The following is a 12,559-nucleotide window of genomic DNA, read 5'->3' as shown; positions in this document are numbered from 1 at the left end:
ATATTTTGCTGACTCAGGATGAAACCGACATGACAACTGCACTGATCGTACTGGCTCACGGCTCCACGGACAGCCGCTGGCAGGCCCCCTTTGAAACCCTGGAACAGCGCCTCAAGAAACGCATGTCCTCTCCGGTGCGTCTGGCCTACATGGAGCTTTGTGATCCGCTGCTTGAAACGGTAGTACAGGAGCTGCATGCCGACGGGTTTGACAGCATCGATATTCTGCCGCTCTTTTTTGCCGCCGGCCGTCATCTGCGCGAAGACGTGCCGGCACAGCTGGACGCGCTGCGGCGAGACACCCCCGAACTCTCTCTCACCCTTCTGGACCCGGTAGGCCAGCATCCGTCATTTGCAGATGTCGTGGTATCGATCGTGGCAGAGAATCAGCGTGACAGCAGTTGTACAAAGTGAAGTTTGACGTACAACACCTGTGCAAATACTGCTACACTTCAGTTCTACACAGGTTAAATTTATTTGTTCGACCCTGATGGCCAGCGCAATCATGCATACAGGTCGAATAGCTCATTTTCGCAACGTGGACACCTGATACCGTGTTTCCACGTTCCTGCCAGCAGGAACTGCGAAGGAGGCTCTCTTTTACCATGACTGAGAAAGTGGCAAATGCAGTCGGCGGACCGCTCTATCCCATTAGAGAGGTATCACGCCTGACCGGCGTCAATTCGGTAACGCTGCGTGCGTGGGAACGCCGTTATGGGCTGATTCAGCCAAGACGTACTCCCAAGGGGCATCGCCTCTATGCCCGTGAAGACATCGAGCGGGTCGAGCGCATTCTGCAGTGGCTCAACCGCGGCGTGCCCGTAAGCCAGGTCGGCGAGCTGCTCGATCAGGCTTCAAGCGAGACGGCAACTGAAGAAAGCAGTGACCGGTCTTTGGGCACCGAAGAGACGGCACCGGACCATGACTGGGAAGGTCAGCGCCTTGAAGTCATCGATGCTGTTGCCGAATTCGATACCAATCGGCTTGAAAACCTTTTCACCCGAAGCATGGGACTGTATCCGGTCAATACGGCCATTTCACGTCTCTGGCAGCCGGTGGTAGAGCGTCTGGAAGATGTCTGGGCAGATCATGCCACGCCCACGGCACAACGCTGCTTTCTGGAATCGTTTCTGAGAACCCGACTGGGTCTACGGCTTTATCATGGCAACCATGAAAATACCGAACCCCGCATTCTGATGAGCTATCTACCCGGCGGCTGTGGCGCACTCTGGCAATTACTGTTTGCCTTTACAGCCAGCAGCGCCGGATTTTACATCACACTGTTTGATGGCCCTGTCCCGGTCGGCGAGCTTATCGAAGCGGCCCGCAAAAAGGACGCTCAAACCATCGTCTTGTCCGGTGCCATGGAAGCCGATATCGAAGGTCTTCGTCGCCAGCTCTCACAGGCTGCCTATCAGGGCGTTTTGCCCATCCGCGTTGCGGGGTCGGTCACGCGACAGTTGCACAACATGGATGAAAACAATCTTGGTGCACTGGACAACGACCCGGCCCGCGCCATCGCACAGCTGAGACTGGCCACTGCTCGTCACGGCTGATGCCGACACCGCCATGAATTGATCGCGACCCGCCCTGAAGGCGGGTCGCTTGCGAAAGGAACAGGGGAATGACTACCGGGCGCCAGCTGGTCTGGTTTCGAACCGACCTGAGATGCGAAGACAATACGGCGCTTTACCATGCGGCACAGCGCGGCCCAGTGATCGGCGTGGCCTGCTGGACACCACAGCAGTGGCGACAGCACGGTCATGGCGACAACAAGCTTGATTTCTGGCATCGCGGCGTCAGGGCCCTGTCCGAACGTCTGGGCAGGCTCAATATTGCGCTGAAAATCATCGAGGCCGAAAGCTTCGACACCCTGCCTGACCGTCTCCTTGAGCTGGCGGACACACTCAATTGTGATGCCCTGCACTTCAACGACGAATACGGTCTCAACGAGCGCCGGCGCGACCAGCACGTCAGCGGGCTATTCCGCGACCATGAGCGGGAAGTGCACCGCTACACCGACCAGGTGGCCTTTACCCCCGGCGAGCTCAAAACCGGTGACGGCAACTATTACAGCGTTTTCACGCCCTTCTACAAGAGCTGGCTTAAAAACATCGGTGCCGACCAGCTTCAGCAGTTCGATGCACCCGAGCGCCAGACCGTGCTCGACGGCATCGACTGCGACGCCCTGCCCGAGCTCAGTGCTGACAACGCTGTGATCAGCGCCGATGACTGGCCTGCCGGTGAAGAAGCCGCACAGGACCGCCTTGCCCGCTTTTTGCAAAAAAGAGCGCATCACTATGAGCAGGGCCGTGACTACCCGGCCATGACGGCAACCAGCGGTCTGTCCGCCTGGCTGGCACTCGGCATGATCTCCTGGCGCCAGTGCATCAATGCCGCCGCCGCCAGAAACGGTGGACATCTGGGAGATGGTGACAGCAATCTGCAAAGCTGGATCAGCGAAATTGTCTGGCGTGAATTCTATCAGCATGTGCTGGTGGGCTTTCCCCGCGTTAACTGCCATCAGCCGTTTCAGGAACATACTCGTGCCATGAAATGGCGCGACAGTGATGACGAGTTTCAGCGCTGGTGTGAAGGCAGAACCGGCTATCCGCTGGTCGATGCCGCCATGCGACAGCTGATCACGACCGGGTGGATGCACAATCGACTGCGCATGGTGACCGCCATGTTTTTGAGCAAGCATCTGTTGATAGACTGGCGTCGTGGCGAGGTCTTTTTTCTGAAGCATCTGGTGGATGGTGAGCTGGGCGCCAATAATGGTGGCTGGCAGTGGGCAGCATCTACCGGAACGGATGCATCACCCTACTTTCGCATCTTCAATCCGACCACACAGTCCAGACGCTTTGACCCGGAAGGTACATTTATTGCAGAGTTTGTGCCGGAACTGGCAGGTGTTGCCGCCAAAAAGCGTCATGCACCTGACGCCGCAACCTGCCAGCAAAGCGATTATCCAGCCCCGATGGTGGATCATCGCGCAGCGCGTGAGCGAGCGCTGGAAGCTTTCAAGGCATTGAGTTAAACGTAGCTGAAGAGTGGCCCCGGGGCCGTAGGCTTGCACTCCGGCGCTGGCGTGCATTTCGCCACCTCTATCAGTAAACTAGGCGCGCTCCTGTGGGAGACCCTATTCCTTTGATTTCCGGAACATGTCAGTGACCACGCAACACTCCTTTAACCGTGATCAGCTGCTTGCATGCAGTCAGGGCGAACTTTTCGGCCCTGGAAATGCACAGCTGCCGGCACCGAACATGCTGATGCTGGATCGCATCACCAATATTCAGGAAGCAGGTGGCAAATACGGCAAGGGCGAGCTGATCGCTGAGCTGGATATTAACCCTGATCTCTGGTTCTTCCAGTGCCACTTCCCGGGCGACCCTGTCATGCCTGGCTGCCTGGGCCTTGATGCCATGTGGCAGCTGGTAGGCTTCCATCTGGGCTGGCTGGGTAACCCCGGCCGTGGCCGCGCGCTCGGATGCGGCGAGGTCAAGTTCTCCGGACAGATTCTCCCGGATGCCGAGAAGGTTACCTACCATATCCATATCAAGCGGGTGATCACGCGGCGTTTGATCCTTGGCATCGCCGATGGCGTTTTGTCCGTGGACGGCCGCGATATCTACGAAGCCAACGACCTGCGCGTTGGTCTGTTCACCTCCACTGCGAATTTCTGATGGGGAGGCTCCCATGCGACGAGTGGTAGTCACTGGCCTGGGCATTGTCTCCTGCCTGGGCAACGATCAGCATCAGGTACTTCAATCCCTGAAGGAAGGCCGTTCGGGCATTCGCTTTCGCGACGAATATGTCGAGCGCGGAATGCGAAGCCATGTTGCCGGCGTCGTGGACATCGATCTGGACGCTCTGGTCGACCGCAAGCAGCGCCGCTTCATGGGCGACGCTGCCGCCTACGCCTATGTGTCGATGCAGCAGGCCATCGAGGATGCCGGGCTCGAACCCGACGACGTATCCAACATGCGTACCGGGCTGATTGCAGGCTCGGGCGGTGCCTCTTCCGCCAACCAGGTGGAAGCCGCCGACATCCTGCGCGACAAGGGGCTGCGCCGGGTCGGGCCCTACCGGGTGACCCGCACCATGGGCAGCACCGTGTCGGCCTGTCTGGCCACCCCCTTTGGTATCAAGGGCGTCAACTATTCCATCTCCTCGGCCTGTGCGACCTCGGCCCACTGTATCGGCAGCGCTGTCGAACAGATCCAGCTGGGCAAACAGGACATCGTGTTTGCCGGCGGCGGCGAGGAAGAGCACTGGACCCTGTCATGCCTGTTTGATGCCATGGGCGCCCTGTCCACCAGCTATAACGAGTGTCCTGAAAAGGCCTCTCGTGCCTACGATACGGCCCGTGATGGCTTTGTCATTGCCGGTGGCGGTGCCATGCTGGTGCTCGAAGAGCTCGAACACGCCAGAGCACGCGGCGCGAAGATCTACGGTGAAGTCGTGGGTTACGGCGCCAACTCTGACGGCCATGACATGGTGGCCCCTTCCGGCGAAGGTGGTGCACGCTGCATGCAGCAGGCACTGGCAACGGTCGAGGGCGATATTGACTACATCAATACGCACGGCACCTCGACGCCGGTTGGCGACATGTGCGAGATCAAGGCCCTGCGTGATGTCTTTGGCGAAAAGGTACCCGCCCTGTCCTCGACCAAATCACTGACCGGTCACTCTCTGGGCGCAACCGGTGCACAGGAAGCCATTTATTCGCTTCTCATGATGCAAAACGATTTCATCTGCGCGTCAGCCAACATCGATGAGATCGATCCGGAAGCCAGAGACCTGGATATCGTGACCACACGCCGTGATGGCGTCCGTCTTGACCGGGTGCTGTCCAACAGCTTCGGTTTCGGCGGCACCAACGCGTGTCTGATTTTCCAGCGCATGGCCGACCAGACCTCCTGATCGCTGCCGTATTCGATTCGTGATACGCATCAAAAAGGGCGCCCCTTGGGGCGCCCTTTTTTCATGTCCGCTCATCGTCGCTTAAAGCGCGCTGGCAGATGCCTCCTCCAGGGCCGGCCTGGGCACCCCCGAGATACGTGACAGCTGCTGCTCGATCCACTGTTCGACTTCCCGGGTGACTTCATCGGGTTTGCGATCCTTTGTCAAAATAGGTTCGCCAATCACGACGTTGATCTGTCCGGACCTTTTGATGAAGCTTTTGCTCGGCCAGTGTTCGCCGGCATTGTGGGCCACCGGCAGTATGGGCACCCCTGACCGACAGGCGATATGAATACCGCTTTTATTGAAGCGACGGCGCTCGCCGGGCGGCACGCGAGTGCCTTCGGGAAACAGCAGGACAGAAAGCCCGGAGGCCAGCCTGGCCGCGCCTTCACTGAGCACCATTCGAAGCGCCCGGGACGGCTTTGAACGGTCAAGCGGAATGGGTCGGAGCATTCTCAAGGCCCATCCGAAAACAGGAATTTTCAAAAGCTCCTGTTTGAGTACCGTACACATGGGGGATTTGATGGTCTGAAGAAACAGGGTTTCCCACTCGCTCTGGTGGTTGGCCAGCACCACGCAGGGCGTATCCGGGATATTGTCACGCCCCTCTACGCGATAGCGTACGCCGCAGCACAGCCCGAACCAGAACACGATAAAATGGTTGTAGAGGTTCAATACCCGAAAACGGCCGTTGAGCGGCAGGCAAAATGCCAGGGGCACCAGAGTAACCGCACTGACGATAATGGCCATCAGATAGCCAGTATAAAATAAAAGACTGCGTAGCGCCTTCACGACCCCTTCTCCTCGTCAAAGCGCATCTGACACCATCGCTCGAGCATGGTATCAAGCGCCAGCCGCCAGGGCTTTTGATGTACGCCAAAGGTCTCGAGCATCTGACGACAGTTGAGCACACGTCTTAGCGGCTGATCATGATGATGGTGCAAGGGTTGAATCTCGCCGGGCGTCAGATCGATATGGCGTCTGGCCAGCTGAATTTCCAGCTGGTGACGCACGACGCCGTGAAAGGTATAGAGACTGACCGGCTCGACACCGGCAAGATGATAGGCTCCCCAGGCATTAGCGCCCGAGAACTGCTGGGCCAGCATGCCGATAAGAGCACGCGCCACGGCCTGTACGGGAGTCGGACAGACAATCTCGTCTTCTGCTGCACGCAGGGGCTTGCCCTCGATCAGCGTATTCAGCATCTCTGACAGCCAGGCATTGTGCCCCTCCAGTGCCATCAGTGGCCCGGTACGCACGATAAAATGCTCGGCCAGACTGGATCGAATGTGGTTGCCCGTTTCCAGCAGACGCTGCAGGCCTTCATCGCGTGGCGAAGGCAGCACGCTCTCCTCGATGGGCATGTCGGCCCCGGCATCAAAAATCTGATCACTGACAAACCAGACCAGCGGCACCCTCAGCTCGTGACAGGCCGCCAGCACGGCGCTTACCTGATCGACGTGCTCGATCATCTCGGCGTAGTCAACGCTTGCCGGGCCCAGCAACGGCGGAAAAATGACAGCATCCGGCGCCTGTGCCCGCAGCTGCGACAGCTGACATTGACAGGAACGCTCCGTGATCAGCTCAACATCGCTTCGCGATGCGCTTTCATCGATCAGCGCCCGGCCAAGGCAGTGATCGGCATCAAGCAGTAATAATTTCATTGGTTTTGCGGCCCGACAGAAAATGACGTCACTCTCGGCGGGCAGTGACGCGGCAGGCCCGACACTTTACAAAAAATTCCCATGGGTTGCACTGCCTCCAGCCTTGCGCCACATCGTCAGCACTGCGCCAGCGAAAGCGTCACAATCGTCTATTCTCAATCAAAGACTGCCGTCACGTTCAATATCGAAGAAGCCTGCCTGCATGACAAAACAAGCCGCCACCGTTACCCGCCATCGCTGTGGCAAGGGGTTTACCTATCGAGATGACGCCGGACAGACCCTGAAGGATCGACAGTGGCGGGAGTGGATCAAGGGCCTTGCCGTGCCCCCCGCATGGCGCGACGTTGCCATTACCCTCGACCCCGAGGCACGCATTCATGCCACGGGCAGGGACAGTGCCGGGCGCAAGCAGTATATCTACAACAGCGAGTGGCGTGAGCAGCGAGAGAAGATGAAGTTTGATCGCATTGTCGACTTTGCCGAGCGGCTCTCGACCATGCGACGTATTACCGGTCAACACATGGCGCGCGAGGGCATGCCGCGCGAGAAGGTACTGGCCTGTATGGTGCGACTTCTGGATACGGCCTACTTTCGCCCCGGCAACGAAAGCTACAGCGAGCAGAACGATTCCTACGGGCTGACCACCATGCGTTCGCGCCATCTAACCATTAACGGCGACGAGCTGATTTTCGACTATCAGGGCAAAAGCGGTCAGCAGCAGCACAAGGTCGTCGAGGATGAAAAACTGGCACAGATCGTTGGAGAGCTTGACGATATTCCCGGCTACGAAATCTTCAAGTATTTCGATGACGACGGACACAAGGTGCGTGTCGATAGCCACGATCTCAATGACTATATCCATGAGGTCATGGGTGAGCGCTTTAGTGCCAAGGATTTTCGCACCTGGGCCGGCACGTCCATCGCCGCCCTGGCGCTGGATGAACTGGGTGTCGGCGATAATGACGATGCCAGCCAGCAATATATCCGCGAGGCGGTCGAGCGGGTCGCTTCCCGACTGGGCAATACGCCCAGCATTGCCCGCGCAAGCTATATCGACCCGCGCGTCATCGAGAACTATCTCGACGGCCGGCTGCTGCGACACTTTCTGGAGCAGATCGAAGAGGCTCTGGAGCACGATGACATGACCGGCCCTGAAGAGCGCGCCATCCTGAAGCTTCTTCAGGGGCGACTGAAAAAAAGGCACTGAGCCTCATTCAGAAAAAGACCCGCCATGTGGCGGGTCTGGGGTCAGATTATCAGTATCTGTCTGCTAGAAGGGAATCTCGTCGTCGAAATCGTCAAAACTGCCGGGATTGGGGGCGCCGCCACCCCCCTGGTTTTGACCGCCCTGCTGATTCTGGCCGCCCTGTTGATTGCCCGGACCGTTTTGCTGCGGATTCTGTCCGTAGCTGCTCTGTCCCTGACCCTGACCGTATCCGCCCTGGTTCTGCCCACCAGCGGAGCTGTTCTGACGGGCACCGCCGCCCTGTTGATCATGGCCGCCGGACTGCTGGCCATAGGCACCGTTCTGGCCGCCAAAGTCGCCGCCCTGACCGCCACCACGGCTGTCCAGCATCTGCATGTCGTTGGCCACGATCTCGGTCGAGTAACGATCCTGCCCGTCCTGACCCTGCCACTTGCGGGTCTGCAGGCGACCCTCGATGTAGAGCCGAGAGCCCTTTTTGACATACTGCTGCGCGATTTCGGCCAGCTTGTTGAACATGACAACGCTGTGCCACTCGGTGCGCTCCTGGCGCTGACCGCTCTGGCGATCGGTCCAGTTATCGGTGGTGGCTAGGCGCAGATTGCAGACAGGACTGCCGGAGGGCAGAAAACGTACTTCCGGGTCCTGACCCAGATTGCCGATCAGTATGACCTTGTTTACCCCACGGGCCATGTTTCTCTCCAGTGCCGGCTGGCATGTTTAAACGAATGAGCTGTCCAGGACATTGCCTTGACATGATCGTCTATAATAACTGTATGGATATTCACTGCAATGCAGGCCTTGCCTCGTATACCGCTGAACAGCCAAAAGCCGACCTACAAACGGCCGCTTTTTGTGTGCCCTGACGGGCACCTGACCTTCATGGCATGCAGCCATCATTTTACCGGGCTGTGTCCCACATGGAAAACGCTGTGCACTGCATTTTGCGCCTCGCTTTCAACTCCTTCTATAGTGTCTTTCCGACGCCGGCGATGAGGTAGGTATGGATCGTATTTCGGTGAGTGGGGCCCGCACCCACAACCTGAAGAACATTGATGTCGAGCTGCCCCGTGACAAACTGATTGTCATTACCGGGCTCTCCGGATCAGGCAAGTCTTCTCTGGCCTTTGACACCCTGTATGCGGAAGGGCAGCGGCGCTATGTTGAATCGCTGTCAACCTACGCACGCCAGTTTCTCTCCATGATGGAAAAACCCGATGTTGACCACATCGAAGGGCTGTCGCCGGCCATTTCCATTGAACAGAAATCCACGTCGCACAACCCGCGCTCGACTGTCGGCACCATTACCGAAATATACGACTATTTGCGCCTTCTCTACGCCCGAGCCGGGACGCCGCGCTGTCCCGACCATGAGCTTGATCTTGAAGCCCAGACGGTCTCGCAGATGGTGGATCAGACGCTGACGCTGGAGGAAGGCACCCGGGTCATGCTGCTGGCGCCCATTATCAAGGGCCGCAAGGGGGAGCATCAGCAGGCGCTGACCGAGCTGCGCACCCAGGGGTTCGTGCGGGTACAGATCGACGGCCAGACATACGAATTTGATGAACTGCCGACACTGGACAAGAACAAAAAGCACGACATCAGTGTCGTGGTCGATCGTCTCAAGATCCGACAGGACATCGAGCAGCGTCTGGCAGAATCGTTTGAAACCGCACTGGGCCTTTCCGACGGCGCCGCGGTACTGCATTTCATGGACGGTGACCGCGAGGACATGATTTTCTCCTCACGCTTTGCCTGCCCCATCTGCGGCTACTCGATCGCCGAGCTCGAGCCGCGCATGTTCTCCTTCAACAACCCGGCCGGTGCCTGCCCCAGCTGCGACGGTCTGGGGGTGCATCAGTTCTTTGATCCCGACAAACTCATTCGTCAGGACGATCTATCGCTGTCGGAAGGCGTTATCAAGGGCTGGGACAGACGCAGCATCTACTATTTCAATCAGCTGGAAGCTGTCGCCGCGCACTATAGCTTTGAGCTGGAAACGCCCTGGAAGCAGCTGCCACAGCGCGTGCGCGATGTCGTACTGCACGGCAGCGGCCGTGAATCCATCTCGTTTTCCTACGTTAATGACCGTGGCAAAAAGGTTTCTCGCGAGCATGCCTTTGAAGGCGTTCTGCCCAACATGGAGCGACGCTATCGGGAAACCGACTCCAGCATGGTGCGCGACGATCTATCACGTCATCTGGCCGTACGCCCCTGCCCGACCTGTCACGGCAGCCGTCTGCGTCGCGAGGCGCGCCATGTGTTCGTGGATGAGCATTCATTGCCCTCAGTGGTTACCAAGCCGATCGGTGAGGCACGCTCGTTTTTCGGCGCCATGGATCTGCCCGGACGCCGCGGCGAGATTGCCACGCGCATCCTGTACGAGATCACCAGTCGCCTCGAGTTTCTGGTTAATGTCGGGCTGGACTACCTGACGCTGGAGCGCAGCGCCGATACCCTGTCAGGGGGCGAGGCGCAGCGCATCCGGCTGGCCAGCCAGATCGGTGCCGGTTTGGTAGGCGTCATGTATATTCTCGATGAACCCTCCATCGGGCTTCACCAGCGCGACAATGACCGCCTGCTCCAGACCCTGACCCGACTGCGCGATCTGGGCAACACCGTCATCGTGGTCGAACATGATGAAGACGCCATTCGCTCCGCGGATCACGTGCTGGATATCGGTCCCGGCGCCGGTGTTCATGGCGGCCAGATCATTGCCCAGGGCACGCCGGACGAGATCGAAGCCAGCCCGGAGTCATTGACCGGCCAGTATCTCTCCGGCACGCGGCGCATCGAGATTCCCTCACCACGCATTCCGGTCAACCCGGAAAAAATGCTGCATCTGACCCAGGCCAGCGGTAATAATCTGGACAACGTGGATCTGGCCCTGCCGCTGGGGCTTTTTGTCTGTGTGACCGGTGTCTCGGGTTCGGGCAAATCCACCCTGATCAATGCCACATTGATGCCCGTGGCGGCGCGCGAGCTCAATAAGGCCACCACGCTGACTCCGTCACCGTTCAAGGAGATCAGGGGTCTTGATCAGCTCGACAAGATCATCGATATCGATCAAAGCCCCATCGGGCGAACGCCGCGCTCCAACCCGGCCACCTATACCGGCATATTCACCCCGATTCGCGAGCTGTTCGCCGGCACGCCCGAGGCGCGCTCACGCGGTTACAAGCCCGGACGCTTCTCCTTCAACGTCAAGGGCGGGCGCTGTGAAGCATGTCAGGGCGAGGGCATGATCAAGGTAGAGATGCACTTTTTGCCGGACATCTATGTGCCCTGCGATGTATGCGGCGGTCGTCGGTACAACCGGGAAACACTGGATGTCCTTTACAAGGGGCACAGCATCCACGATGTACTCGAGATGACGATCGAGGAAGCCGTCGAGTTTTTCGCCCCGGTACCTGCCATTGCACGCCGCCTGCAGACGCTAATGGATGTTGGACTGTCGTACATCAAACTGGGACAGAGTGCGATAACGCTGTCCGGTGGTGAGGCGCAGCGCGTCAAGCTGGCACGTGAGCTTGCCAAGCGCGATACCGGCAAGACGCTCTACATCCTGGATGAGCCCACCACGGGGCTGCATTTCGAGGATATTCGTCAACTGCTGGGCGTGTTGCATCGTCTGCGCGAGCAGGGCAACTCGGTTGTAGTGATCGAGCACAACCTGGATGTCATTAAAACCGCCGACTGGATCATCGATCTGGGCCCTGAAGGCGGTTCCGGCGGCGGCCGCATCATTGCCGAGGGCACGCCGGAAGACATCAGCGAGCAGGACATTTCGCATACCGGGCGCTTTTTGAAGCCGCTGTTGGCGCGAGGCTACTAGGCGCCCCGTCAGCCACTATCAAAAAAGCCGGAAGCGTTATCGCTTCTGGCTTTTTTATGCCGTGGTGACAGCACGGATGCAGGCAGGATCAATCTCGGCCAACGCTTCAAAGGCAGGTCTTGCGTAGTAGTAACCCTGATGGCGCATAATGCCGTTCTGATAAAGCCAGCGCGCTTCCTCGAGCGTCTCGATCCCCTCAGCGACCAGCCCCATTCCCAGCGCTTCAGCCATCAAACACATATGGCGAACCAGATTCTGACGACGTACATCCTGTCCGATACCGCTGATTAAAATCCGGTCCAGCTTAAGGTGATGCGGTGTCAGGACCGTCAGAAGATCAAGATTGGCGTGGCCCGTACCGAAATCATCGAGCGCTACGGTAAAGCCCATTTCATGGTATTGCTCAACGATGTGACGCAGGTGGTCTCGATCAGCCACATGCTCGTTTTCGGTGATTTCAAAAATCAGATCGTTGAGGGACCATCCCACACGCCTGGCAACTTCAAGCGTGGCACGAATGCAGGCACGAGGCTCATAGACGGCATTGGGCAGAAAATTGATGGAAAGTTTTGACGTCATGCCAAGCTGACTTGCCATCTCGATGGCGCGTACCCGACAGGCCTGATCGAAGGTATAAAGGTGCTCGGGTGTCACCTGCGATAGCACGGACCATGCAGACTCTCCGCCAGTGCCTCGTACCAGCGCTTCATGTGCAAAAACACTGCCGGTTCCGAGATCAATGATGGGCTGGAAAGCCATGGTAAAGGAGAAAGGCAGGTCGCCCTGACAGTTTTGACACTCTCCATCGACGAAATGACATCCCACGGCAGATACTCAAGAGGCTGGTTGGACACTCAGTATGGATCATGCCGGCCTGACTCAGAGACAA

Annotated in this window: 11 protein-coding genes; 7 read left to right on the top strand and 4 right to left on the bottom strand. The window is 58.3% G+C overall.

Going from position 1 to position 12,559, the window contains the following annotated elements; genetic code table 11:
- Positions 1-29 precede the first annotated feature (29 nt).
- From ACS92L_RS15595 to fabB, 5 genes are all read left to right on the top strand, one after another.
- Complete coding sequence (locus ACS92L_RS15595; RefSeq protein WP_438766009.1) at positions 30-413, top strand: sirohydrochlorin chelatase; 384 nt, start codon at positions 30-32, stop codon at positions 411-413.
- A 191-nt stretch (positions 414-604) separates the two neighbouring features.
- Complete coding sequence (locus ACS92L_RS15590; RefSeq protein WP_438766008.1) at positions 605-1,555, top strand: MerR family transcriptional regulator; 951 nt, start codon at positions 605-607, stop codon at positions 1,553-1,555.
- Between the two features lie 68 nt (positions 1,556-1,623).
- On the top strand, positions 1,624-3,039 hold the full coding sequence (locus ACS92L_RS15585; RefSeq protein ID WP_438766007.1) for a cryptochrome/photolyase family protein: 1,416 nt from the start codon (positions 1,624-1,626) through the stop codon (positions 3,037-3,039).
- 130 nt (positions 3,040-3,169) lie between these two features.
- Positions 3,170-3,685: a 3-hydroxyacyl-[acyl-carrier-protein] dehydratase FabA gene (gene fabA, locus ACS92L_RS15580; protein ID WP_090131928.1), complete on the top strand. Its 516-nt coding sequence runs from the start codon at positions 3,170-3,172 to the stop codon at positions 3,683-3,685.
- A 13-nt stretch (positions 3,686-3,698) separates the two neighbouring features.
- Positions 3,699-4,925, top strand: coding sequence for a beta-ketoacyl-ACP synthase I (gene fabB / locus ACS92L_RS15575; protein ID WP_438766006.1), 1,227 nt, complete (start codon positions 3,699-3,701; stop codon positions 4,923-4,925).
- A gap of 81 nt (positions 4,926-5,006) precedes the next feature.
- Here fabB and ACS92L_RS15570 read toward each other — a convergent pair whose 3' ends face one another.
- On the bottom strand, positions 5,007-5,759 hold the full coding sequence (locus ACS92L_RS15570) for a lysophospholipid acyltransferase family protein (RefSeq protein ID WP_438766004.1): 753 nt from the start codon (positions 5,757-5,759) through the stop codon (positions 5,007-5,009).
- Complete coding sequence (locus ACS92L_RS15565; RefSeq protein WP_438766003.1) at positions 5,756-6,631, bottom strand: sugar nucleotide-binding protein; 876 nt, start codon at positions 6,629-6,631, stop codon at positions 5,756-5,758. Before ACS92L_RS15565 ends, ACS92L_RS15570 begins: the two co-directional genes overlap by 4 nt.
- Positions 6,632-6,833: 202 nt before the next feature.
- Here ACS92L_RS15565 and ACS92L_RS15560 point away from each other — a divergent pair, with 202 nt between their 5' ends.
- A complete protein-coding gene (locus ACS92L_RS15560; protein WP_438766002.1) occupies positions 6,834-7,838 on the top strand; it encodes a DNA topoisomerase IB in 1,005 nt (334 codons plus the stop codon).
- Between the two features lie 63 nt (positions 7,839-7,901).
- Here ACS92L_RS15560 and ACS92L_RS15555 read toward each other — a convergent pair whose 3' ends face one another.
- On the bottom strand, positions 7,902-8,528 hold the full coding sequence (locus ACS92L_RS15555; RefSeq protein WP_438766000.1) for a single-stranded DNA-binding protein: 627 nt from the start codon (positions 8,526-8,528) through the stop codon (positions 7,902-7,904).
- A gap of 310 nt (positions 8,529-8,838) precedes the next feature.
- Between ACS92L_RS15555 and uvrA the strand changes: the two genes are divergently transcribed.
- Positions 8,839-11,670, top strand: a complete 2,832-nt coding sequence (uvrA, locus tag ACS92L_RS15550; RefSeq protein ID WP_438765999.1) for an excinuclease ABC subunit UvrA — start codon at positions 8,839-8,841, stop codon at positions 11,668-11,670.
- Positions 11,671-11,724: 54 nt separating this feature from the next.
- Here uvrA and ACS92L_RS15545 read toward each other — a convergent pair whose 3' ends face one another.
- A complete protein-coding gene (locus ACS92L_RS15545; protein WP_438768508.1) occupies positions 11,725-12,429 on the bottom strand; it encodes an EAL domain-containing protein in 705 nt (234 codons plus the stop codon).
- Between the last annotated feature and the right edge of the window lie 130 nt (positions 12,430-12,559).

The organism is Kushneria halocnemicola (assembly GCF_965650455.1).
Lineage (GTDB): Bacteria > Pseudomonadota > Gammaproteobacteria > Pseudomonadales > Halomonadaceae > Kushneria.
The sequence above is the reverse complement of the archived record's forward strand: the minus strand, read 5'-3'. Positions and strand labels throughout refer to the sequence as shown.